The 23323-nt window shown below is 61.6% G+C and carries 26 protein-coding genes and 1 tRNA gene; 10 read left to right on the plus strand and 17 right to left on the minus strand.

What is annotated here, in order from left to right; all coding sequences use genetic code 11:
- Nucleotides 1–66: 66 nt before the first annotated feature.
- The 7 genes from glmU to pcsA all read right to left on the minus strand — a co-directional run bounded on the left by glmU (nucleotide 67) and on the right by pcsA (nucleotide 7951).
- Nucleotides 67–1428 carry a bifunctional UDP-N-acetylglucosamine diphosphorylase/glucosamine-1-phosphate N-acetyltransferase GlmU gene (glmU, locus tag GH983_RS09030; RefSeq protein WP_153762211.1) on the minus strand — a complete coding sequence of 454 codons (1362 nt, stop codon included), beginning with the start codon at nucleotides 1426–1428 and terminating at the stop codon, nucleotides 67–69.
- Between the two features lie 70 nt (nucleotides 1429–1498).
- A complete protein-coding gene (locus GH983_RS09035; RefSeq protein ID WP_153762212.1) occupies nucleotides 1499–2251 on the minus strand; it encodes a FadR/GntR family transcriptional regulator in 753 nt (250 codons plus the stop codon).
- Nucleotides 2252–2399: 148 nt separating this feature from the next.
- Complete coding sequence (locus GH983_RS09040; RefSeq protein ID WP_153762213.1) at nucleotides 2400–3473, minus strand: BMP family ABC transporter substrate-binding protein; 1074 nt, start codon at nucleotides 3471–3473, stop codon at nucleotides 2400–2402.
- A gap of 40 nt (nucleotides 3474–3513) precedes the next feature.
- Nucleotides 3514–4434, minus strand: a complete 921-nt coding sequence (locus GH983_RS09045; RefSeq protein WP_153762214.1) for an ABC transporter permease — start codon at nucleotides 4432–4434, stop codon at nucleotides 3514–3516.
- Nucleotides 4431–5522 carry an ABC transporter permease gene (locus GH983_RS09050; protein ID WP_153762215.1) on the minus strand — a complete coding sequence of 364 codons (1092 nt, stop codon included), beginning with the start codon at nucleotides 5520–5522 and terminating at the stop codon, nucleotides 4431–4433. The genes GH983_RS09045 and GH983_RS09050 overlap by 4 nt, the downstream gene beginning before the upstream one ends.
- The gene (locus tag GH983_RS09055; protein WP_153762216.1) at nucleotides 5512–7107 is read right to left on the minus strand and encodes an ABC transporter ATP-binding protein; all 1596 of its coding nucleotides are present in this window, start codon (nucleotides 7105–7107) and stop codon (nucleotides 5512–5514) included. The genes GH983_RS09050 and GH983_RS09055 overlap by 11 nt, the downstream gene beginning before the upstream one ends.
- Before the next feature lie 115 nt (nucleotides 7108–7222).
- Nucleotides 7223–7951: a phosphatidylcholine synthase gene (pcsA, locus tag GH983_RS09060; protein ID WP_153762217.1), complete on the minus strand. Its 729-nt coding sequence runs from the start codon at nucleotides 7949–7951 to the stop codon at nucleotides 7223–7225.
- A gap of 188 nt (nucleotides 7952–8139) precedes the next feature.
- Between pcsA and GH983_RS09065 the strand changes: the two genes are divergently transcribed.
- Entirely contained in the window at nucleotides 8140–9345 is a 1206-nt protein-coding gene (locus tag GH983_RS09065) for a UbiH/UbiF family hydroxylase (RefSeq protein ID WP_153762218.1), read from the plus strand.
- Here GH983_RS09065 and GH983_RS09070 read toward each other — a convergent pair.
- Complete coding sequence (locus tag GH983_RS09070; protein WP_153762219.1) at nucleotides 9322–10284, minus strand: AEC family transporter; 963 nt, start codon at nucleotides 10282–10284, stop codon at nucleotides 9322–9324. The genes GH983_RS09065 and GH983_RS09070 overlap by 24 nt on opposite strands.
- A gap of 41 nt (nucleotides 10285–10325) precedes the next feature.
- Nucleotides 10326–11072, minus strand: a complete 747-nt coding sequence (locus GH983_RS09075) for a cytochrome c biogenesis CcdA family protein (protein ID WP_054151323.1) — start codon at nucleotides 11070–11072, stop codon at nucleotides 10326–10328.
- A gap of 183 nt (nucleotides 11073–11255) precedes the next feature.
- Here GH983_RS09075 and GH983_RS09080 point away from each other — a divergent pair.
- Nucleotides 11256–11331, plus strand: a tRNA-Lys gene (locus GH983_RS09080).
- A gap of 118 nt (nucleotides 11332–11449) precedes the next feature.
- Here GH983_RS09080 and GH983_RS09085 read toward each other — a convergent pair.
- Together GH983_RS09085 and GH983_RS09090 are read right to left on the minus strand one after the other, a co-directional pair.
- On the minus strand, nucleotides 11450–12049 hold the full coding sequence (locus tag GH983_RS09085) for a twin-arginine translocation signal domain-containing protein (protein WP_153762220.1): 600 nt from the start codon (nucleotides 12047–12049) through the stop codon (nucleotides 11450–11452).
- An 84-nt stretch (nucleotides 12050–12133) separates the two neighbouring features.
- The gene (locus GH983_RS09090) at nucleotides 12134–12577 is read right to left on the minus strand and encodes a nuclear transport factor 2 family protein (protein ID WP_069041328.1); all 444 of its coding nucleotides are present in this window, start codon (nucleotides 12575–12577) and stop codon (nucleotides 12134–12136) included.
- A gap of 198 nt (nucleotides 12578–12775) precedes the next feature.
- Between GH983_RS09090 and GH983_RS09095 the strand changes: the two genes are divergently transcribed.
- The 5 genes from GH983_RS09095 (at nucleotide 12776) to GH983_RS09115 (ending at nucleotide 17030) form a co-directional block, all read left to right on the plus strand.
- Nucleotides 12776–13153, plus strand: coding sequence for a helix-turn-helix domain-containing protein (locus GH983_RS09095; protein WP_153763582.1), 378 nt, complete (start codon nucleotides 12776–12778; stop codon nucleotides 13151–13153).
- 194 nt (nucleotides 13154–13347) lie between these two features.
- The gene (locus tag GH983_RS09100; protein ID WP_194842802.1) at nucleotides 13348–14646 is read left to right on the plus strand and encodes an efflux RND transporter periplasmic adaptor subunit; all 1299 of its coding nucleotides are present in this window, start codon (nucleotides 13348–13350) and stop codon (nucleotides 14644–14646) included.
- Between the two features lie 8 nt (nucleotides 14647–14654).
- The gene (locus GH983_RS09105) at nucleotides 14655–15371 is read left to right on the plus strand and encodes an ABC transporter ATP-binding protein (RefSeq protein WP_054151320.1); all 717 of its coding nucleotides are present in this window, start codon (nucleotides 14655–14657) and stop codon (nucleotides 15369–15371) included.
- A complete protein-coding gene (locus GH983_RS09110; protein WP_054151319.1) occupies nucleotides 15361–16566 on the plus strand; it encodes an ABC transporter permease in 1206 nt (401 codons plus the stop codon). Before GH983_RS09105 ends, GH983_RS09110 begins: the two co-directional genes overlap by 11 nt.
- Before the next feature lie 122 nt (nucleotides 16567–16688).
- A complete protein-coding gene (locus GH983_RS09115) occupies nucleotides 16689–17030 on the plus strand; it encodes a hypothetical protein (protein ID WP_150127382.1) in 342 nt (113 codons plus the stop codon).
- Between the two features lie 8 nt (nucleotides 17031–17038).
- Here GH983_RS09115 and GH983_RS09120 read toward each other — a convergent pair whose 3' ends face one another.
- The 3 genes from GH983_RS09120 to GH983_RS09130 all read right to left on the minus strand — a co-directional run bounded on the left by GH983_RS09120 (nucleotide 17039) and on the right by GH983_RS09130 (nucleotide 20245).
- Nucleotides 17039–17782 carry a phosphodiester glycosidase family protein gene (locus GH983_RS09120; protein ID WP_246727535.1) on the minus strand — a complete coding sequence of 248 codons (744 nt, stop codon included), beginning with the start codon at nucleotides 17780–17782 and terminating at the stop codon, nucleotides 17039–17041.
- A gap of 94 nt (nucleotides 17783–17876) precedes the next feature.
- Nucleotides 17877–18581, minus strand: a complete 705-nt coding sequence (locus GH983_RS09125; RefSeq protein ID WP_153762223.1) for a 4Fe-4S dicluster domain-containing protein — start codon at nucleotides 18579–18581, stop codon at nucleotides 17877–17879.
- A gap of 98 nt (nucleotides 18582–18679) precedes the next feature.
- Nucleotides 18680–20245 (minus strand): trimethylamine methyltransferase family protein, encoded by a 1566-nt coding sequence (locus tag GH983_RS09130; RefSeq protein ID WP_069043801.1) that lies wholly within the window; start codon nucleotides 20243–20245, stop codon nucleotides 18680–18682.
- 271 nt (nucleotides 20246–20516) lie between these two features.
- On the opposite strand from GH983_RS09130, the gene GH983_RS09135 reads away from it, so the two are divergent.
- A complete protein-coding gene (locus tag GH983_RS09135; protein WP_054151315.1) occupies nucleotides 20517–21218 on the plus strand; it encodes a B12-binding domain-containing protein in 702 nt (233 codons plus the stop codon).
- A 24-nt stretch (nucleotides 21219–21242) separates the two neighbouring features.
- Here the strand turns inward: GH983_RS09135 and GH983_RS24475 are convergent, their stop codons facing one another.
- Both GH983_RS24475 and GH983_RS09140 read right to left on the minus strand, forming a co-directional pair.
- Nucleotides 21243–21377 carry a hypothetical protein gene (locus GH983_RS24475; protein WP_256367284.1) on the minus strand — a complete coding sequence of 45 codons (135 nt, stop codon included), beginning with the start codon at nucleotides 21375–21377 and terminating at the stop codon, nucleotides 21243–21245.
- A gap of 50 nt (nucleotides 21378–21427) precedes the next feature.
- Nucleotides 21428–21589: a hypothetical protein gene (locus GH983_RS09140; protein WP_054151314.1), complete on the minus strand. Its 162-nt coding sequence runs from the start codon at nucleotides 21587–21589 to the stop codon at nucleotides 21428–21430.
- Between the two features lie 38 nt (nucleotides 21590–21627).
- Between GH983_RS09140 and GH983_RS09145 the strand changes: the two genes are divergently transcribed.
- Nucleotides 21628–22254 (plus strand): DUF1638 domain-containing protein, encoded by a 627-nt coding sequence (locus GH983_RS09145; protein WP_153762224.1) that lies wholly within the window; start codon nucleotides 21628–21630, stop codon nucleotides 22252–22254.
- 27 nt (nucleotides 22255–22281) lie between these two features.
- On the opposite strand, the gene GH983_RS09150 is transcribed toward GH983_RS09145, so the two are convergent.
- A complete protein-coding gene (locus GH983_RS09150; RefSeq protein WP_150127522.1) occupies nucleotides 22282–22395 on the minus strand; it encodes an entericidin in 114 nt (37 codons plus the stop codon).
- A gap of 278 nt (nucleotides 22396–22673) precedes the next feature.
- On the opposite strand from GH983_RS09150, the gene GH983_RS09155 reads away from it, so the two are divergent.
- A complete protein-coding gene (locus GH983_RS09155; RefSeq protein WP_153762225.1) occupies nucleotides 22674–23321 on the plus strand; it encodes an exopolysaccharide biosynthesis protein in 648 nt (215 codons plus the stop codon).
- The last annotated feature ends 2 nt before the right edge of the window (nucleotides 23322–23323 follow it).

A 23323-nucleotide genomic window follows, 5' to 3' on the forward strand; every position in this document is an offset into this window, starting at 1 on the left:
GTCAAATTGCATTTCGTCTCGTAATGCAACGCAGCATAACAAGCGGTGAAGTTTGTTTTAGCGCTCTTACTTGCCGGACTTCTTGGCGGCCTTGATTGCCAGATTGCGTTCGCGGATCACTGCGGCGCGGCCCGGCTTCATCTCCTGGCGAGCACGGCCAAAGGCGAGTGCATCGGCGGGTACATCCTCGGTGATTACGCTGCCGGACGCGATGAGCGCGCCATCGCCGATCTTCACCGGGGCCACCAGCGACGAATTGGAACCGATGAAGGCCCCGGCCCCGATATGCGTCTCAAACTTGTTCACGCCATCATAGTTGCAGGTGATGGTGCCAGCGCCGATATTGGTCTCGGCGCCAACGACGGCGTCGCCGATATAGGTCAGGTGGTTGACCTTGGCGCCGCGGCCGATCTCGGCCTTCTTCACTTCGCAGAAATTGCCAACCTTCGAGCCTTGGGCAAGGTTGGCGCCGGGACGCAGGCGGGCAAAGGGGCCCACGGTCGCGCCAGCAGCCACATGGGCGCCTTCGAGATGCGAGAAGGCATGGATGATGGCACCGCCCTCGACGGTGACCCCGGGACCGAAGACGACGTTCGGCTCGATCAGCGCATCTTGTCCGATGACCGTGTCGTGGCTCAGGAAGACCGTCTCAGGTGCGATCATCGTCACGCCCGAAACCATCAGCTCGTGGCGACGGCGCTCCTGCCAGAGGCGCTCGATGACGGCGAGCTCGGCGCGATTGTTGCAGCCGGTCAGTTCACTCTCCGGCGCGTCCACGGCGACAGCCTTGCCACCCAAGGACCGGGCAATCTCGACGAGGTCGGTCAGATAATACTCACCCTTGGCGTTCTGGTTGCCGATCCGGGAGAGGAGATCGAGAGCCTTCTTGCCGTCGATCGCCATCAATCCACTGTTGCACCAGGTCACGGCGCGCTCGGCCTCGGTCGCATCCTTTTCCTCGCGGATGGCGACCAACTCGCCATTTTCGACCAGCAAACGGCCATAACCTGTCGGATTGGCCGTATGAAAACCGATGACGGCGACATCGGCACCGCCGGCAAGCGCTTCGCGGGCAGCTTTCAGCGGTGCAGCAGTGATCAGCGGCACATCGCCATAGGCAACGAGGATCTCGTCATAGCCGCGGGCGATCGCCTCCTTGGCCATCAGAACGGCGTGCCCCGTACCGAGGCGCTCGGTCTGCAACACGCCTGCGACCGCAAGCCCTTCGATCGAGGCTGCCTTTTCAACCTTGTCGGCATCGCGACCGAGAACCAGCGCCACATCAGACACACCAGACGCGGCGATCGATGCCATGACATGCGCGATCATCGGACGCCCACCCACCGGATGCAGCACCTTCGACATCGACGACTTCATGCGGGTGCTGTCACCAGCAGCGAGAACGACGGCGAGACAGGTACGGTTCATGGATGGCTCCAAGCTGAGAATGGCGCTCCTCACTAATACCAGCAGGTGCCGCCCGCAAGTGTTCGGAGAACTAGCTGCGCTTCTGGGAGTTCTCGACCGCCTTCAGCGCTGCCGCACGCCCCTGCTCGATCGCCCGTTCGGTGGCGGCCCGCGCAGTCTCGGCATCGCCTTGCTCGATCGCATCGACGATGGCCAGATGAAGCTCGCTGATCGCCTCCCCGCGGCCGGCAAGTTCAGGATCGAAGGCCATGGTGAAGGCGCCGTCGAGCGAGGCCTTTATGAAACCGACCATGCTTTCGAGAAACGGGTTGGCCCCGACGAGGGTCAAAAGAACGTGGAAGCGTAAGTCTGCCTCCACCTGGCCCTGCCAGTCGAGTTCGTTGGAACCCAGGAGCATGGCGTAATGACGCAGTTCCGCACAGTCCGCCGCCGAAGCGCGCAGCGCCGCGAACGCAGCCGATGCCGGCTCCAGGACCATGCGGACGTCATAGAGATGATCGATGAACTCGTGTGTGACGCCCGTCCGGAAATGCCAGCGCAGCACGTCTTCATCGACAAGGTTCCAGTGACAGCGGTCAGTCACCCGTGTCCCGACACGCGATTTGGCAACCACCAGACCTTTGGCGGTCAGCGTCTTCATCGCCTCGCGCAGCACGGACCGCGACACATCGAACTGAGCCTCCAGTTCAGCATCCCCAGGCAAGGGTTCGCCGATGCCAAATCGACCCCCGACGATCGCAAGGCCGAGTTGCTCGACCACCTTCGCATGGCTCGTCCGAAGATTGGAAACGACCTTCAGTTCCCGAACCTCTTCCTTCCGCATCCTGACTCACACCCCGACTTATTTGCTGGGGTAGTTATACGAAAGGCCAATGCGGGTGAAGGCGCTATCTGAGTAATCCTGCAATTTTAGGAATCCTAAACAAGAAAGAGCGCCCAAAGGCGCTCTTTCCATTTCCGCAAGTCGCAGATTACTGCGGCAGCTTGTCGTCTACACCTTCAATGTAGAAGTTCATGCCGAGGATGGTGCCGTAGTCAGCCGACTCACCTTCCGCCAACCAGACGGAGCCGTCCTGCTTGTTGAGCGGACCGGTGAAGGGCTTCAGTTCGCCGGACTTGATCTTGGCTTCAGTGTCCATGGCCATGGCCTTCACGTCATCGGGCATGTTGGTATAGGGCGCCATCGACAGAATGCCGTCGACGAGACCGTCGAAAGTCTGCGCCGAGCTCCATGTGCCGTCGAGAACAGCCTGGGTGCGCTTGATGTAGTAGGGCGCCCAGGTGTCGACGATGGCGCTGAGCTGCGCAGTCGGGCCGGCGGCGATCATGTCGGAGGCCTGACCGAAGGCCTTCATCCCACGTTCTTCGGCAACCTGCATCGGAGCCGTCGTGTCGGTGTGCTGGGTCAGAATGTCCACGCCCTGGTCAAACAGCGCCTTTGCGGCATCGGCTTCCTTGCCGGGGTCGAACCAGGTGTTGACCCAGATGACCTTCAGCTTGAATTCCGGGTTGACGGTGCGCGCGCCGTGCAGGAAGGCGTTGATGCCGGCGACGACTTCCGGGATCGGGAAGGAAGCGATGTAACCGGCGACACCGGTCTTCGACATCTTGCCGGCGATCTGACCGTTGATGAAGCGGCCTTCATAGAAGCGTGAATTGTAGGTCGCGACATTGTCTGCAGTCTTGTAGCCGGTGGCGTGTTCGAACTTCACGTCCGGAAACTTCTCGGCGACCTTGAGCGTGGCATCCATGAAGCCGAAGGAAGTCGTGTAGACCAGGGCGCAGCCGGAACGGGCCATGCGCTCGATGGCGCGCTCGGCATCCGGACCTTCCGGCACGTTTTCGAGGTAAGGCGTTTCGATCTTGTCGCCGAAATGAGCCTGAAGCTCCTGGCGGCCGATATCGTGCGCCTGGGTCCAGCCACCGTCGGTCTTCGAGCCGACGTGGACGAAGCAGATCTTCGTCTTGTCCTGAGCGGCGGCGGGTGCCGCGACGCCGACGATTGCGGCTGCCGATGCGGCAAGCGCGAGGAGGATGTTTTTCATGATGTACCCCTGTCTGGTTAGGTTAAAGCTTTTGTTTTGATTATCTATCCGGCACGAACGGCTTGCCGAGGCAGGCCGGCGTGTTGATCAGCGTCGTGCGGCGATTATGGGAGATTATGATCAGCACGACAATGGTCGCCGCATAGGGCAGCGCGGACAGAAATTGCGAGGGCAGACCGATGCCGAGTGCTTGCGCATGCAGCTGCCCGATGGTCACGGCACCGAAGAGGTAGCCGCCGGCAAGAACCCGCCAGGGCCGCCATGCGGCGAAGACGACGAGCGCGAGCGCGATCCAGCCGCGGCCGGCGGACATGTTCTCCACCCATTGCGGCGTATACACCAGCGACAGCTGCGCACCGGCAAGACCGGCACAAGCGCCGCCGAACATCACCGCCAGATAGCGCGTCCGGATGACGGGTAGCCCGAGCGTATGCGCCGAGCCGTGGCTGTCGCCGATCGCGCGCAGCTTGAGGCCCGAGCGGCTCTTGAACAGATACCAGTTCACGCCGGCAACCAGCAGAATGGAAAGGTAGAAAAACAGGTCCTGGGCGAAGAGGATGGGGCCGATTACAGGAATGTCCGACAGAAGCGGAATGACGATCGGCTGCATCTTCACGCCGGGCACACCAACCACGCTTTCGCCGATCATGCCGGAGACGCCAAGGCCGAGGATGGTGAGTGCCAGACCGGTCGCCACCTGGTTGGCGACGAGGGTGAGCGTCAGGAAACCAAAGAGCAGCGAGAAGGCCGCGCCGGTCGCGATCCCTGCGAGAACGCCGACATAGGGTGAGCCGGTCAGGTTCGTCGCGATGAAGGCGCAGACAGCGCCGATGATCATCATGCCTTCGACGCCGAGGTTCAGCACACCGGAGCGCTCCGCGACCAGCTCACCCATAGCGGCGATGACCAGAGGTGTGGATGCCGTGATGATGGTCAGAAGGATGGCTTCAAACATCGTCACGCACCCTTCGACGCAGTGTTGCGGGCGCGATCGAATACGAGGCGCACTTTATAGAGAATGAGGGTGTCGCAGGAGAGTACGAAGAAGAGCAGCAGCCCCTGGAATACGCGGGTCACCTTGTCGGACACACCGATCGACAGCTGCGCACCCTCGCCGCCGAGATAGGTGAGCGCCAGCACGAAGCCGGAGGCGATGATGCCGAGCGGATTGAGGCGGCCGAGGAAGGCGACGATAATCGCGGTGAAACCGTAACCCGGGGAAATGGTCGGCTGCAGGTGCCCGATCGAACCGGAGACTTCCGAGATGCCAGCGAGGCCTGCGAGCGCGCCGGAGAACATCATCGAAAACCAGACCATCTTGCGGGACGAGAAGCCGGCAAAGCGCCCTGCCCGTTCGGACTGGCCGAGCACCACGACCTGAAAGCCCTTTAGCGTGTAGCGCATCATGAACCAGACGGCGACGGCGGCAATCAGCGCAAAGATGATGCCGAGATGGGCGCGGCCGGACGACAGGATTTCCGGCAATACGGCTTCGGACACAAAGGACCGCGACTGTGGGAAGTTGTAGCCCGCCGGATCCTTCCAAATGCCGCGGGTCAACCAGTCGAGGAGAAGCTGCGCGATATAGACCAGCATCAGGCTGGTCAGGATCTCATTGGTGTTGAAGCGGGTCTTCAACAGTGCCGGGATGGCGGCATAGGCTGCACCACCGATCGCGCCCATCACCAGCATCAGCGGCAGAAGCAGCGGCGAGGTCCACTCATAGAAGGTGATCGGCAGGATGGAGCCGACGATCGCACCGGCGATGAACTGGCCTTCGGCGCCGATATTCCAGTTGTTCGAGCGATAACAGACGGACAGGCCGACGCCGATCAGGATCAGCGGTGCGGCTTTGACCGCGAGCTCATGCAGCGACCAGACCTCGAGCAGCGGCTCGATGAAGAAGCTGAACAATGCAGAAACGGGGTCCTTGCCGAGCAGCGCGAACATGATGCCGCCGAAAAAGACGGTCAATGCCAATGCCAGAAGCGGCGAGACGATGGCAAAGAGGTTCGACTGGCGGGAGCGGCGTTCAAGTTCAATGCGCATGGGCCGCCTCCGGGGCAGTCTGGACACCGTGGACGCCGCCCATCAGGATACCGATGCGTTCGCGGGTCATGGTCGAGGCGGGATAAGCGTCGGACAGCCTGCCTTCCGAGATGGCGGCAATCGAAGTCGCCACTTCGAAGATCTCGTCGAGGTCCTGGCTGATGACGACGACTGCCGAACCCGACTTCGCGAGATCGACTAGCGCCTGGCGGATGCGGCTAGCAGCACCTGCATCCACGCCCCATGTCGGCTGATTGACGACGAGCACGGAAGGCTGGCGATCGAGTTCGCGGCCGACGATGAATTTCTGCAGGTTGCCGCCGGACAGCGAACCGGCTGCCGGATCGTCACCGCTTTTGCGCACGTCCATCATTTCTGAGATCCGCCGTGCGGCCTGCTGGACGAGGCCATGGCGGATGAGGCCGATCTTGCCGCCCGAGAGATAGGCGCTCCGGTCAGACGCGTTGCGCGACAGGAAAAGGTTCTCGGACAGGCTCATGGCGGGAATGGCAGCATGGCCGTGACGCTCTTCGGGCACGAAGCCGCCGCCGAGCAAGCGGCGCTCGTTGATCCCCAAACGGCCGACCGACTTGCCACGCAACCGGATCGCATCGGGGCTCTGGACCGGGTATTCGCCGGAGAGTGCGTCGAACAGTTCGCTCTGACCATTGCCGGCAACACCGGCGATCGCCAGGATCTCGCCTGCCCTCACCGTCATCGAGACATTCTTGAGCGGCATGGCAAAGGGCGTGCGCGGGTTTACCGAGAGATCGGTGACCTGCAACTGGACGGCACCGTCTGCGGGCGGCTCGACTTTCTCGACACCGGCGACATCGGCACCGACCATCATGCGGGCGAGCGAGGCCGGGGTCTCCTGGCGCGGATCGCAGGCGCCCGTGACCTTGCCGTGACGAAGCACGGTCGCACGATCACAAATGCGCTGCACTTCCTCAAGACGGTGGCTGATATAGAGGACAGAGCGCCCCTCGGCCTTCAGCTTGAACAGCGTCTCGAACAGCTTGTCTGCCTCTTGCGGCGTCAGCACCGAAGTCGGCTCGTCGAGGATAATGAGTTTGGGGTTCTGCAGCAGTGCGCGGACGATTTCGATGCGCTGGCGCTCGCCGACCGAGAGATCGGCGACATGTGCGCCCGGATCAAGCGGCAGTCCGTAGGCGACCGAAAGTTCGGCGGCCTTCTTCGAAAGTTCGGAGATGGAGATCTTCTCGTCGAGCGAGAGCGCAATGTTTTCCGCGACGGTCAGCGCCTCGAACAAAGAAAAGTGCTGAAAAACCATGCCGATGCCGAGACGGCGGGCGGCGGCGGGATTGGGGATGATCCTCTCCTGGCCTTCCCATCCAATGGTGCCGGCAGACGGTGCGAGAATGCCGAAGAGCATCTTCACCAGGGTCGACTTGCCGGCGCCATTCTCGCCGAGAAGCGCATGGATCTCACCATGGCCGATGTCGAGGTCGATGTCGTCGCAGGCCTTGAAGCTGCCGAACAGCTTCGTCAGCCCCCGCACGGTCAAAAGCGGCTTTTCGCCCTCGGGCGGTTGATGCGGCACAGGTCCCCCTTGCACTCTCATGCGCGTCGGCCGGGTCTTGCGCCCGGTCCACCGCTCAATTCATAACCTGTTTGCGGCAGCGCACAATATATAGGCAAAAGTTTTTTTTGGTTTTGCCCAGGCATCACCTGTCGGATCAGCCCCGACGTCCGAGGGCCGGGAAAAACTGCAACACGCCGCCGATGACATACAGGTAGATCCCGGTCAGGATCATGCCCCAGACGACCCAGGGAGGCGACTGGAAATGCAGGAGGAGTGCATAACCGCCGAAAGCGCACCACAGCAGGAAAACCGCCATGTTGAGATTGCGTAGCCGTTTCACACGCACGGGGTGCAGGAAGAAGATCGGAAGGAAGGTCAGGACAACAGAAACGAGCACCGCGATCAGGGCCGTGGTGGCGCTCGCATCGATCACGAAGAGCGTGAAGATCAGCATATTCCAGACGACCGGGAAGCCGGAAAAGAAATATTCATCCGTCTTCATGCCCATGTCTGCGTAATAGATGGCACTCGACACCACGATCAGTCCGGCAGCAACGAAGGACCAGGGTTCGCCGATCATGCCGCTCTGATAGAGCGCAAAGGCCGGCAAAAGCACATAGGTGACATAGTCGATTATATTGTCGAGCGTATCGCCGGACCAGTTCGGCAGGACTTCCTTGACGCGCACCTTGCGGGCGATCGGTCCGTCGATGCCGTCCACGACAAGTGCAAGCCCCAGCCACCAGAACATGTCGATGAAGCGGTTCTCGGCTGCAGCAACGACACCCAGAAAGGCCAGGAAGGATCCGGAAGCAGTGAGCATATGAACCGAAAAGGCACGGATTTCGGCATAGGGCACACGCTTGTAATTAAAGATCTTCATCCCTGCTCCAGTCGGCGGCACTTCGGAGGAAACGGTATCGGACGAAATGGCGCGCATTGCAACACAAGTGGCGGTCTATGCCCGGATTTCGCCCGTGACCCGCCAGGAGCATGCGCCATTTCGGCCCATGGATTTTACCGTGCGGCGGCTCTAGATAACGTCACAAGATGCCAATCGGGACCTTCACCATGAGCTACGAATTCGACATTGCCGTGATCGGCGCCGGCCCCGCCGGACAGATTGCCGCCCTTGCCATGGCCCGCGGCGGTCGCCGCGTCGTACTCGTCGGACCGGAACCCAACGGCTCGGACCGGCGCACTACGGCCCTCATGGACCAGTCGCTGGCGATGATCGAACGCCTTGGTCTCTGGCAGGAGTTGAAAGAGACCGCCGCCGCCCTCACCGTCATGCAGATCGTCGATGGCACACGGCGCCTCTTGCGCGCACCGACAGTGGCATTCCGGAGCGCGGAAATCGGGCTCGACGCCTTCGGCTACAACGTTCCGAATTCCGCACTGCTGCAAACGCTGGCAAAGGCGGTCGCGGCCGAGCCGCTGATTACCCGCCGCGCCTTGGCGGCCGAGACCATCCATATCGACGCAGAAGCGGTCACCATCGGCATTCAGGGTGAAGACGCAATCACCGCCGGCTTTGCGATCGGAGCGGACGGCCGCCGCTCCAAGACCCGCGAAAGTGCAGGCGTCGGCGTGAAAACCTGGTCCTACCCGCAAACGGCCGTGGTGATGAACTTCATCCACAGCCTGCCGCACCAGAACGTCTCGACGGAGTTCCACACCGAATCGGGTCCGTTCACCCAGGTCCCACTGCCCGGCCTGCGCTCGAGCCTCGTCTGGGTCCTGCCGCCGCAGGAAGCCGACAGGATGATCTCGCAGTCACCGGATCAACTCTCGGCCGAAGTCGAGGCGCGCATGCAGTCCATGTTGGGCAAGGTTCAGGTGGAGGACGGCGTCCAGGCCTGGCCCCTCTCGGGCATGACGGCCCGTCAGTATGGCAAGGGCCGCTCCGCCTTCATCGGCGAAGCCGGTCACGCTTTCCCGCCGATCGGTGCCCAGGGCTTGAACCTCAGCCTGCGCGACATCGCAGCCCTGGAAGACATTCTGCTCGACCCCAGTTCTTCACCGATTGCGGCGGACGCGGGCGACCGCTTCGACCGCAAGCGCCGGCTTGACATCGCAAGCCGAACGGCAAGCGTCGATCTTCTCAACCGATCGCTGCTGTCGGGCCTGCTACCCGTTCAGATGCTGCGGGCGGCCGGCCTCCAGGTGCTGGCGAGCGTCGGCCCACTGCGCAATCTCGTCATGCAGGAAGGCGTGGCGCCCGGGCGTGGACTGAAGAACCTGCCGTCATTGCTACGGGAAAAGGTCCGCCGGTAGGTAACCCTGGGTGATGGCGAACAGCAGCGCCGACACCGAGAATACCGAAATGACCGTGGTGATCAGGATCGTCGCAGACGCCCTCTCCTGCCACACGCCATATTGCTGGCCGATGACGAAGACATTTGTGGCCGTCGGCAGCGAGGCGAGCAGCACTGCAGTATAGACCCAGAGCGGGTCGAAGTTTCCGACAAAACTCAGGACGACATAGACCAGGATCGGATGCAGCACGAGCTTGATCGGCACGATGTAGCCGATCTCGGCGGGAATGCGCTTGAGCGGCCGCAGCGCAAGCGTCACGCCCATGGCAAACAGAGCGCAAGGGGCCGCCGCCTGAGCGAGGTAGTCGATCAGGCGTTGCAGCGCGAGCGGTGGCTCGAAGGCAAAGGCGGCGGCCACGAAACCCACCAAGGTCGCGATGATGAAGGGATGGGTCAGGATCTTTCTCGCCACATCGAGCGCCAGTTGCAACGGCGGACGCTTGTCGCCACCGGCAAAGGCCATCAAGGCGGGGGCGGCAATGAAATGCGCCGCGTTCTCGAAGCAGAAGACGAGTGCGACCGGGACGGCAGCCTTTTCGCCGAAGGCGAGCAGCGCCAGGCCCGGCCCCATGTAACCGATATTGCCATAGGCGCCCGCCAGCGCCTGGACGGTCGATTCGGCGATGTTGTTACCGCGAACATAGCGGCCGATCACGAAGACGAGGACAAAGATCGAATAGGTGGCCGCAAGGCAGGCCGCGATGAAGTCGATCCGCGTCAGCTGTTCGATCGGCGTGCGCGAAACGAGCTTGAAGAACAGCGCCGGCAGCGTGACGTAGATGACGAAGAAGTTCAGCCAGCCGAGCGCCTGGGCGGAATGATCGCCGAGCTTCCCCGACACGTAGCCGATCAGGATCAGGCCGAAAAACGGCAAGACCAGCGCGATGATATCCGCCATGGCTCACTCCCCCCGAACGCGACGATGCGTTCAGACCGGACTTAGCCGATTTGCGACAGGATTGGAAAGGTCTGCTGAAACCAGATCGCCATGTCGGAGACATAACCGAAGATGAAGGCAAGCCCGGTCAGCACCAGCAGCCCGCCCATGGCTTTTTCCACCACGCCGAGATGCCGGCGGAAGCGCGTGAGAAACCGCATGAAGGCGCCCGAGAAGCCGGCCGCGATCCAGAAGGGCACGGCAAGCCCCAGAGAATAGATCGCCAGCAGCAGCGCACCATCCCCGACGGTCTCCTTCGAGGCCGCAACCCCGAGGATGGCGCCCAGGACCGGGCCGATGCAGGGCGTCCAACCGAAGGCGAAAGCGAGACCCATCACATAGGCGCCCGAAAGCGTTGCGGGCTTTCCCCCGCCTGCGAATCGATATTCCGAGGAAAGCAGCCCGAGGCGGAAGACGCCGAGGAAGTTCAGCCCCATGATGATGATGATAACGCCGCCGATCTTCGACAAGAGATCCATGTGCTGACGCAAAAGCCCGCCAATCGTCGAGGCACCGGCACCGAGCGCGACGAAGACGGTGGCAAAACCGAGCGTGAAGACAAGCGCCGTCAACATCACCGTCCGGCGGGCAGCCGCATTTTCAGCCTGGGCTCCGTCGCGGAACTGATCCACCGAAATACCGGCCATATAACAGAGATACGGCGGCACCAGCGGCAGCACGCAGGGCGAAAGGAACGACAGGGCTCCGGCCAGAAGCGCGCTGAAAAAGGAAATATCGGCAATCGACACTGTGAACTCCGGAACCCGAACCGGCCCTTCCTAATCCCGCAAGCCGGTGCTTGCCAATCACCATTGCGTAGACTGCGACAACAGGACTGAATTTTGCTGCCGAAACTGCATTTTTGCGGTTGACCGGCCGGGGTCACCTGCCTATGTTCCGCGCACTTCTTGAGGCGGCGCAAAACCGCACGGGAGAGCGTAGCTCAGCCGGTAGAGCAACTGACTTTTAATCAGTAGGTCCAGGGTTCGAATCCCTGCGCTCTCACCACTCCTCGAAAATCTATGGCGACGCGATTACGCCCACTATCCGCTAGACCACCTTACCCACGTCTCAAGGCCATCGGAATACTACCAAGCCTTGCATCCCGTCGTCTGTGACACGGCGGCTAGACTGGCTCGATGTAAAATGTCGGTGCCGGATAGAGTGCCGGTCTCTGGTCGCGCAGGACGCGCGCGGTGCGATGCGGCCGTGTGCCCGGCCCCGTGTCGAGATAGTGCTGGGTTACCAGCGGGCGGAAACCTTCGGCCTTGATCCAGTAATGGATATGCGGCGGTCGAGGCCAGTATTCAGCCGGAAAGACCGAAAGAACATCAAATCGGCCCTGAGAATCAGCGATCACGGTACCGCGCAGATCGATCTGGTCATCGCGAAAATCGCTATAGTCCCCGCTTTCTTGCGGGTGATAGCGACCTCGACCGTCCGTCTGCCATAGTTCGAGCCTTGCGCCAGCAACCGGCACATCGGGGGCCGCCGCGTTCATCACCTGGCCTGCGATCCGCATCACCTCCCCCGGCTTGCCAAAGCGGTTCAGATCGCGAACTACGGGGGTGTTGCTGATGTAATAGGGGCCCTCCATGTCGTCAGAGGTCGGGATCATGGCCTCCTGTGCTTTGGCCCAGGAGACCGAGAGGCCAAGGCTGGCCGGAACCATGGCGGCAAATTTCAGAAACCTGCGGCGGGCGGGGGCCTTGTTCTGGTCGGTCATGGTTTGTCTCCTGTCGTTGACGCAGCCGGCAACCACCGGCTCGTAAAGGCAGTGGGCCGAGGGCCGCAGCCCCCGCCACCAGGCTCATTTCATCGGTTCGAACATAGGCAGGCCGGAGGCGGTTTCCAGCACCTCGTCCTGGCCGACATCCCAATGTTCTGCGATTTTGCCATTCTCGACGCGGTAGATGTCCACGACGATCAGCGGCGTTGGTCCCCAACCGGTATAGCGACCATGGATGGCCACCAGATCGCCTTCGGCGATCACCATGCCGATTTCATAGGTCATGTTGGCCGGCATGTCCTTCAGCGCCTCCTTCAGCACCGCGCTGGTCGAGGCAAGACCCGGGTTACGCTGCATGTAGCTGTCGGCCCAATAGCGGTCGATCGCGGTCAGATCCTTCTTGGAAAATAGCTCCGTGACAGCCTTCACGACAAAATCCTTGTTGGATTCTTGCGCCATTGCGGTTCCAGCAAGGGATGAAAAGGTGAGCGCGAGCGCAAGCGCGCCGGTTCTGAGAAGGGACATGGAAGATTCCTATTTTTGAGGTTTCACGAGCGAGATCAAGCCGGCACCGAACCGATTGGGAAGCGCAAGACAGAGCGTCACAACAAGTAGGTATCCATTCGATACCAACGTCCTATTTATAATGTTGCAATTGATAAAGGAGGCACTTTTTGGTAACCGTGCCAAATCTGATCAGGAACCCGTGAGGACGTCGTGATTATGGAAGGATCGTCAGAGACCCCCGGCATTTCGCTTGACCCGGCGACCTGTCCCGTCCGCCATGTGCTGGACGGCGTCAGCGACAAGTGGTCCATCTTGGTCATGGCGGCGCTGCATCTTTCGGCGCGCCGTTTCTCGGAATTGCGTCGCGACATCCCCGACCTATCGCAAAAGGTGCTGACGCAGACGCTGCGAAAGCTGGAACGAGACGGGCTGATTGAACGCATCGTCACTCCAACGGCCCCGCCGCGGGTGGATTATCTGCTGCGCCCTTTGGGTCAGAGCCTGTTCGCTCGATTTTCCCCTCTCGCCACCTGGGCGATTGAGCATCGAGCCGAGATCGACGCCGCCCGGTCTATGTATGATGCACGGAAATAGCCGGTCAGGCCGACCATATGCTCAGCCTCCAGCACTCATCTGAAAGCAGTTGCCGCACCTCCCACCAACCTTACCAATGTTTCACTGTCCTTTCCGCCGCGAAGGTCTATCTGCATCAATAGGGAACCCGTCGCCACTTGACCCCGATCAAGGGCGACGGCCCGAGCTTGGGCCATGGTCCCGGCAAAGTGAGAATGCAGTGTGACGGAGCAGACGTGAGCGAAGACGTAACACCGGAGAACTCGGCCGAAGCCGAGGAACTGAAAGCGATCCTGGCCAATGCCGCGCGGCCAAAGCGGCGCTGGGGTCTGCGCGTTTTTGTCATCCTCGCCCTCGCTGGTCTCGGCTACGGCGCCTATCTCTGGTCGGCCGGTGGCACGACGGTGAGCTATACGACGTCGGAGCTGAAACCTGGCAATCTGACGGTAATCGTCACCGCCACCGGGTCGGTCGAGCCCACCGTTCAGGTCGACGTTTCCTCGGAACAATCAGGCACCGTGCGGGAGGTACTGGTCGACTACAACAGCGAGGTGAAAAAGGGCGACGTCTTGGCGCGCCTCGATACCGACAAGCTGAATGCCGATCTGAAGGCCAAGGAAGCTGCGCTTGCCTCTGCCCGTGCCTCCGTTTCCAAGGCTGAGGCCGACGAGCAGTCCGCCAAGGCCAAGCTCGACCGGCTGACCACGCTGGTCTCCAGCCGAGTCTCCACCCAGCAGGATCTCGACACCGCCGAATACACCTTCCAGGCCGCATCTGCCGCGCGCCAGAGCGCAGACGCCGATGTCATCTCGGCACAAGCTGCTCTCGAACAGGCGAATCTGTCGCTCTCCAAGGCGACCATCGCGTCGCCGATCGACGGCATAGTTCTCTCGCGCAATGTCGATCCCGGCGCCACGGTGGCAGCCTCGCTGGAGGCGCCGACACTCTTCACCATCGCGGGCGATCTCCGGGAAATGGAGCTGCAGGTCTCTATCGACGAGGCCGATGTCGGGCAGGTCGCCGTGGGTCAGACCGCCACCTTCACTGTCGATGCCTTTCCCGATCAGCGTTTCCCGGCCGAGATCACCTCGATCCGCTATGCGTCCGAAACGGTGAACGATGTCGTGACCTATAAGGGCATCCTGTCCGTCGCCAATGACGAGCTTCTGCTGCGCCAGGGCATGACGGCGACCGCCGACATCGTCGTCCAGTCGGTCGAAGACGGCCTGCTCATTCCCAATGCCGCCTTGCGTTACTCGCCCCCCGCCACGCAGACCGAGACCGCCGAAGGCGGCAGCGGCGTCTTCAGCCTGTTTCGCCCACCACGCATGGCACCCGCCAGCGCGCCTGAGCCGACGGGCAGCGAACGCACCATCTGGCTCTTGCGCGACGGTCAGCCGGTCGCCGTCAACATCGAGATCGGTTCCTCCGACGGGCAGAATACGGTGATCGTCAAGGGCGACGTGAAGGAAGGCGACCGGGTGATCACCGATCAAACGGTTCGCAACGGTTGAGGCACAGGATGGCAGTGGCCCCGCTCATCGAGTTTCGCCAGATTTCCCGCATCTATGGCCGCGGTGAAGCAACCATTCGCGCGCTGGACAAGGTCGACCTGACGATCGATCGGCATGAATTCGTCGCGATCATGGGCCCGTCCGGCTCGGGCAAATCGACCGCCATGAACATCCTCGGCTGCCTGGATGTGCCGACCTCCGGCCAGTACCTGTTTCAGGGCATCGACACGACGGGCTTCGACCGAGCGCAATACACGTTGCTGCGCCGTCACATGCTGGGCTTTGTCTTCCAGGGTTTCAACCTGCTCGCCCGCACCTCGGCCGTCGAGAATGTCGAACTGCCTCTGGTCTATCGTGGCATGGATGCCCGTGAACGGCGAACCCGCGCCTTGACCGCGCTGTCGCAGGTCGGTCTGGCCGGCCGCGAAAACCACACGACCCAGGAACTATCCGGCGGCCAGCAGCAACGTGTGGCCATTGCCCGGGCGATCGTCACCAGCCCATCCGTGCTCCTGGCCGACGAGCCGACCGGCAATCTCGACACGAAGACCAGCCGCGAGATCATGGAACTGATCACCGGCCTCAACCGTGACCACGGAATAACCGTCATCATGGTCACCCACGAAGACGATATTGCAGCCTATGCCAAGCGCACGCTGCGTTTCGTCGATGGCCATATCCAGTCCGACACCCATGCTGGAGCGGTGGTCGCCGATGTTCTTTGAGACCCTGAAGCTCGCACTCCGCGCCATCCGCCGCAATCTGTTGCGCTCCTTCCTCACTGTGCTCGGCGTCGTCATCGGCGTCGCCGCCGTCATCGCGATGGTGACGATCGGCAACGGCACCACGGCTCAGGTCACGGCGGAAATCTCCAAGCTTGGCACCAACCTGCTCTTCGTCCGCCCCGGCCAATTCGGCCCCGGTCGCGCGGCAACCGATGCCAAGAAGTTCACCATCCGGGACCTCGACGCGATACGAGAGCAGATCCCGGGCCTGCGCGCCGTGGCCGCCATCAACCAGTCCAGCCAGACGGTGGTTTTCAGCGGCCAGAGCCGGCAGACCACGATCATCGGCTCGGGTAACGATTATCTCGTGGCCCAGAACTGGGAACTCGCCTCCGGCCGTAGTTTCATGCCATCCGAAGAGCGCGGCGGACAGGCCGTCTGCATCATCGGTGAGACGGTGCGCTCCAGGCTGTTCGGCTCGACCCCGGCCGTCGACCAGACCATCCGCGTCGGCAATGTCGCCTGCCAGGTGATCGGCCTTCTCGACAAGAAGGGGCAAAGCGGCATGGGCAGCGACCAGGATGATGTCGTGATGATGCCGCTCAAGGTGTTCCAGCGCCGCATCGGCGGCTCGACGGATATCTCCAGCATCATGCTCTCGGCCGAAGACGGCGTATCCACGGCAAAGGTGCAGGCCGATGTCGAACGCCTGCTGCGCGAGCGCCGCAAGATTATTGCTGGTCGCGACGATGATTTCACCGTCAACGACATGACCCAGATGGCAGCGACGCTCACCGGCACCACGACGCTGATGACGGGCCTGCTCGGTGCGGTCGCCGCCGTCTCGCTGCTCGTCGGCGGCATCGGCATCATGAACATCATGCTGGTGTCCGTCACCGAGCGAACGCGCGAGATCGGCATCAGGCTGGCGATTGGCGCAGTCGAGCGCCAGGTGCTGATGCAGTTCCTCGTCGAAGCGGTCACGCTGTCCGTCTTCGGCGGCGTGGTTGGCATCGCGCTTGGCCTTGGCATCGCCTATACGGCCGTAACCCTGATGTCGGTCCCCTTTGTCGCGAGCCCCTCGATCATCCTGCTCGCCTTCGCCTTTTCCGCAGCGATCGGCATGGTCTTCGGCTATTTCCCCGCCCGCCGCGCCGCGCAGATGAACCCGATCGACGCGCTCCGCCACGAATGACGGCCGGTCCCGGAACTGCGCGACCAGCTTGGGGCAAACTTGGCATGCTGTAGCTTGACCTAATGGATGCGTGGCCCGGCTATGCGTTCATGAGTATTTTGACCAGCAGAGGGAGTAAGCCCATGTCCGCCTTTCCGGACCGCGACACCGTCGCCGCCAAGATCGCCTCGATGCAGGAGCCCGACCAGGCCTTCCTGAAGCTCATCTTCGAAAACCCGGCCCAGGACGATGCCTTGCTTGAAGGTCTCTACGTCTATCTCGAGATCGCCTCGGAATCCCGGTTTCTGAATTCGTTGAAGCTCGAGCGCAATGGCGAGTGGATCGGCGCGAATGCCCCGGCTCGCCTGCAGATCCGCCTGATGGAGGCCGCCCGTTCCAGCCAGCACCCGGCATTTGCCGCCTTCCGCACCGGTCTCAATCGTTCCGGAGGCCTCGAGCGCGCCTATCCCAAGGCCGCCGTCTGACCCCAGTCTCACTGCGGGATCGGCATGCTGACCGAGAGGATCGGCCCCATGGGGAACAGCCGGTCCATCCGCTTTTCTTCGGCGATGAACACGCTTGAAATCGTGCCGTCGAGGTAGAGTGCGTTTGCGCAACCGAGCCTGTCGCGAAACAGGCGGGCGAAATCGTAGAACCGGACCGGCACCCGCGACACCACCATGTGCACCTGCCCCTCGGCATCGACGCCGATGCCGTTGCGGATCTTGAAGCTTTCGCTATCGGCCAGAAACCGCGGATGCAGTCTGCCATCGATGACAAGCATCGGGCCGGACTGCGTGCCGAAGTCGGGCGTCAATCCGCTGGCGACGAAGGCCTTGGTCTCGATCACCGACGCCTTGCCATCCTTCATCAGGAAGACACCATTCGGCAGCAGGTGGAAATTTCCCCATCCACCGCCCGTGACAGCCGGTTTCAGCACCTTGCCATATTCGGCGAAGTAACCGACCGGCGACAGATCGTCGTGATACATGCCGGCATTCATGGCAAATGTCAGCACGCGCCGCTCGGCCCAGAGCTGGCGCCTCAGGCTGGCAAACCCGCCATAGACCTGCCCCTCGGGCGAGGCCAGATGCAGCCGGATCTCCTCGCGGCCAGGATCGAACCGGCAGGCGAGATAGCGGGCATCCCCGTCGATAAGGTCCTCGCAGGCCGCTAGCGCCAGCGTAGGCAGGCTCGAGCCGATCAGAAGACCGAGAATGGAGAGGAGTTTTCGCACGCAGCCCCCTTGTTCGTGAGCCCGCTTCTTGGCGCTGATTCCGGGCGGTGTGAAGGCCATTTGCCTGAAAATCCCAAGAACCGGGGCAGCCCCATCATCCCGGCAAATTCAGCGCCTGCATGTGAAAGCTCAGCTGCAAATTCGGATAGCGATAGTCGGCTCCAACCGGACAGGCATTGCGGGCGAGACAACCCGACGCCATGCAACCACCCTGCCCTTCAGGGCTCGCCAGATGCGCGCGGCATGCCGCCACATCGAACCCGTCCAGCGAGATGGCGCCGACAGGGCATGTCGACAGGCAAGGTTTGTCGCGACAGGTCTCGCAGGGCTGCGGCCCGGTCACAGGCCGCTCCTCCTGTGCTTCGTCCCAGTTGCGAAACAGAAGCGCCCCACGATAGCTGTGCCAGAGACCGAACTGCGGATGGATCAGGATCCCGAGCGGCGATGCTTTCAGTCCCTCGGCCCGCATCGCCCAGCGCTGGAAGGGTTGGTAAGGCGGATCTGACGGATAGCACGCTTCCGCCTCGATCTCGCCTGCGACCTGATCGATCACCAGCTTTGACCATCGGTCGAGCGGATCGGCGCCACCATGGTCGGCTTGCGCCATCCGCCAGCGCTCGAAATGCGGCCACATTGCACCACCCATGACCCCGATCAGGAGAGCGGCCTTTGCCGGCGCGCCGTCGGCAAGCATCGGCGCCTCGTCTTGCCCTCCGAAGTGAACAAGTCCGCGCGGCGCAAGTCCATGCGCAGCGAACCGCGCCTCGAGACTGTGCGCAACGAATGAAGGGCCGCTCATCGCGGCCCCTCGATCTTGTAATGGGGTCGCCAGACCTCCTCTTGGATCATGTCGGCAACCTGGTTGGCTCCGCCTTGCTCCCTGGCAACGGGACCCTTTCAAGTGAAGGCGTCAGGCATCGAATTCTTGCGGCTTGCGATGAAAGCAAGCAGCGCCTCGTCGATATCAGGATCGAGCGCCGGCGCCTCGTATGCGTCGAGCCAGGAGCGGCAGAGCACATTGGCGCGATCCTCGATCCGCTTGCGACCTTCGATTTCCCACTGCTCGAAAGAGTTGTTGTCGGCGAGCGCCGAGCGGTAGAAGGCCGTCTGGAAATTCGCCTGCGTATGGGCGCAGCCCAGATAGTGCGCACCCGGACCCACTTCGCGGATGGCATCCATCGCCTGACCGTCTTCGGTCAGATCGACGCCCTGTGCCATCTTCTGCATCATGCCGAGCTGGTCCTGGTCGATCATGAACTTCTCGTAGCAGGCAGCAAGGCCGCCCTCGAGCCACCCGGCCGCGTGCAGGACGAAATTGGCACCGGCAAGCAACGTCATGTTGAGCGTATTGGCGCTCTCATGGGCTGCCTGCGCATCCGGAACCTTCGACGCACAGAGTGAGCCACCCGTACGGAAGGGCAGACCCATGCGCCGCGCGAGCTGGGCGGCTCCATAGGACACCAGAGCCGGCTCCGGCGTACCGAAGGTCGGCGCACCCGACTGCATCGAGATCGAAGCGGCAAACGTGCCGAACAGCACCGGGGCACCCGGACGGATCAGCTGCGTGAAGGAAGCACCCGCCAGAACTTCGGCAAGAATCTGCGTCAGCGTACCTGCTACAGTGACCGGGCTCATTGCGCCGGACAGAATGAAGGGCGAGATGACCGAAGCCTGACCGTGACGGGCATAAACCTTGGCCGCGCCGAGCATGGTCTCGTCGAAGACCATCGGCGAGTTGGCGTTGATCAGGTTCAGCATGACGCAATTGTTTTCGACAAACTCGTCACCGAAGACGAGCTTGGCCATCGCCACCGAATCTTCCGCCCGCTCCGGTGCCGTGACCGAGCCCATGAACGGCTTGTCGGAATATTTAATGTGGCTGTAGACCATGTCGAGGTGACGCTTGTTCACCGGAATGTCGACCGGTTCGCAAACCGTACCGCCGGACGAATGCATCGACGGCGCCATATAGGCCAGCTTCACGAAGTTGCGGAAATCCTCGAGCGTCGCATAACGGCGAACGCCTTCGAGATCGCGCACGAAAGGCGAGCCATAGACCGGCGCAAACACCGTGGCATTGCCGCCGATCTGCACGCTGCGCTCGGGATTGCGCGCATGCCAGGTGAATTCCGACGGGGCCGTCTTCAAGAGTTCGCGGCACAAACCCTTCGGGAAATGCACGCGTTCGCCCTTCACGTCGGCGCCAGCCTGTCTCCACAGCTCCAACGCTTCTGCGTCTTCACGGAATTCGATGCCGATCTCTTCGAGAACGGTGTCGGCATTGCGCTCGATCAGCTCCAGGCCTTCCTCGTCGAGGACCTCGTAGGTTTTGATCTTGCGGGTGATATAGGGCATCGACGGACCGGCACCGCCGCCGCTGCGCGATGCCCTGCGGGCCGCAGCCCCTCGTCCTTCGCCGCGCTGGCGGCGGCCTGCTCCCGGTTCTGCCGTGATGTCGTCCATGTCTGCTTCCTCGCTCGAGCGCTCGTCCGCGCTGCTTCTCTCCTCCATTATGCTATTCCAATCCGCATGTGAAACCATCCTTTATGCGCCAACCGCTTGCGTCTCACAGACATCGCCTTTTGGGCGTACTAGTCCCGGACCGTCGCTTTTCAGGGTTGCCACGTCGTAATCGAAAAGAGTTTTTCACGAACTTGAGGTTTAACTTTCGATCGGGCAGTCTCATGCCCGGCGCGACCGGAATCGCGTTTGAAAAGAAGCGGGAAGCACCACCATGGCCGAAGACGACATCATTCTTTCCGAACTCTCCGATGAAGAGCTCGTGCAGCAGATGCATGACGACCTCTATGATGGCCTCAAGGAAGAGATCGAGGAAGCGACACGTATTCTGCTCGACCGTGGCTGGGCACCCTACGACATCCTCACCCAGGCACTCGTCGAAGGCATGCGCATCGTCGGCATCGACTTCCGCGACGGCATTCTCTTCGTGCCGGAAGTTCTCCTGTCCGCCAACGCCATGAAATCAGGCATGACGATCCTGCGCCCGCTGCTCGCCGCAACCGGCGCACCGAAGCAGGGCAAGATGGTCATCGGCACCGTCAAGGGCGACATCCATGACATCGGCAAGAACTTGGTCGGCATGATGATGGAAGGCGCCGGCTTCGACGTCATCGACCTCGGCATCAACAACCCGGTTGAAAACTATCTGGAAGCCCTGGAACGCGAAAAGCCCGATATCCTCGGCATGTCGGCACTTTTGACCACGACCATGCCCTACATGAAGGTCGTGATCGACACGATGAAGGAAAAGGGCATTCGCGACGATTATGTCGTGCTCGTCGGCGGCGCGCCGCTCAACGAGGAGTTCGGCAAGGCTGTCGGTGCTGACGCCTATTGCCGCGATGCCGCTGTCGCCGTTGAAACGGCCAAGGAATTCATTTCCCGCAAGCACAACAGCATGGGTGCTCGCGCCTGAGGTTGAGAAACAGAGAAGCCGGCCTTAGAGGCCGGCTTCTGCGTAAACGTCGTCCTGAGGGGCATTCGCCATGGATTGCCACGCGACATGCCCTCCGGCGTACAGGATGGCCGCCATCATGTAGATGGCACTGGCCTTTGCAATCGTCGTGAGCGTCATGCTCCCTCTCCTGTTACAGCGCCGCTCAGGGCCTTGCCTGGCCTCGGTGGTTAGCGCGAAGCCGCAGCGTCGACGTTGCGGCCCGCAGACTGCGTCGCGTCGACGGTGTTGGCGGCATCCTGGCCAACGCCACGGATCGTATTGCCGCAGGACGACAGTGCGAAGACGGTGAGAACGAGGACTGCGCCGGCTGTCAGTTTTTTCGCCATCATGTTGATGTACCTTCTGTATGGGTGACGAGTGGAATGCGATGGAACAACGCGCCAAATCAAAAAAGGTTCACGTGATTGCGTGCGGAGCGATTGCCCGCGAGATTCTGGCCGTCAAAGCCCTGAATGGCCTTGATCATCTGACGTTGGAATGTCTGCCCGCCATCTGGCATGTCTGGCCGGACCGCATCGCTCCGGCACTGCGCGAAAAGATCGCTGAAGCCCGCTCTGCCGGCCATGACAACATCTTCATTGGTTATGCCGAATGCGGCACTCAAGGCGAAGTTGACAGAATCTGTCGCGAGGAAGGCATCGAGCGCCTGTCTGGGCCTCACTGTTATGCCTTCTTCACCGGCACCGAGAAGTTTCTCGCTGAATGCGAGACCGAATTTACCGCATTCTACCTGACCGATCTGATTACCCGCCAGTTCGAGGCCTTCGTCATCGAACCCCTGAAGCTCGACCGGCACCCCGAACTGCGCGACATGGTCTTCGGCAATTACACTAAGATCGTCTACCTCGCCCAGACCGAGGACGCCGAACTGCAAGCCAAGGCGAAATGGGCGGCAGACTATCTGAAGCTGGACTACGAATACCGCTTCACAGGCTACGGCGATCTCCAGCCTGAACTGGTTGCGGCAGCACTGGGCGCCGCCCCGGCCGCCTGATCATCTCAAATTTGGGCGACCTCTGCGTCAGCGCACCGAATTGGCCACACTGCGACCGGCATCCTGCGTCGCGTCGACCGCATTGCCGAGATCATTGCCAATCCCGCGGATGGTGTTGCCGCAAGAGGAAAGGCCGAACATGATGGCGATGATGAGGGCGCCGACACCTGCAAAGCGCTGAGAAAAAACAGTCATCCTGATTCCCCGTCTGATCGATATCCGACGTCTTAGGTGCCCAGCACATGCGGAAAAATCAAGGCAGCGGCTTACGTCGATGATCAGATAACTCGACCTATCGCTCTTCACTCTCCCTTCACCATTCGCAAAAGCGTGACCGTGTCACCGATCCGCTTTAATTTCCCTGTAATCTCCCCTTGCGACACTGCAAGTCAGGTCAACAAAGAACCAAGAGAAAACGAATGACCGACAGGGCGGAAACATGGGTGGCAGGTCTTGCCACCGCGCGTGAACACAAGCATCCCGAAAACCTCTCGGATCTTCTGGTCCGGTTGGCCCGCACGACGGACCGCAAGGTGACGATCCGCGACATCGCGATCGCGCTGCAGGACCGCTCCTTCGGCGCCTTCCTTCTGGTCTTCGCGCTTCCGAATCTCGTGCCGATGCCACCGGGTGCCACCTTCATCCTGGGGCTACCCTTGATCTTCGTCGCCTGGCAGATGATGGCCTCTCCGGGCGGGCGTGTGTTCTTTCCTCGTGTCGTGAGCGATTACGGCGTCGAGCCGCAGACCTTCGAGGCAATCGTCAAGCGTCTGGTTCCCTGGATGCGCTGGGCCGAAAAGCTGGTAGTCCCACGCTTCTGGCTGTTCGAGAGCCGCTTTGCCGAACGGCTTATCGGGGTGTTCGCGCTGATCCTCGCCATCGTCGTCTTCCTGCCGATCCCGCTCGGAAACTGGCCTCCGGCCTTTGCGCTGGCAGTCCTCGGCTTTGCCCATTCCCAGCGTGACGGTCTCGGTGTCGTCGCCGGCTGTGTGATCGGAGTGCTTTCTCTCGTCGTCGCCGCCTTTGTCGTCTACACCGCCATAGCCGTTGTCTCGTTCGTCGTATGATG

Source organism: Agrobacterium sp. MA01, from assembly GCF_009650195.1.
In the GTDB taxonomy this organism is placed as follows: domain Bacteria; phylum Pseudomonadota; class Alphaproteobacteria; order Rhizobiales; family Rhizobiaceae; genus Allorhizobium.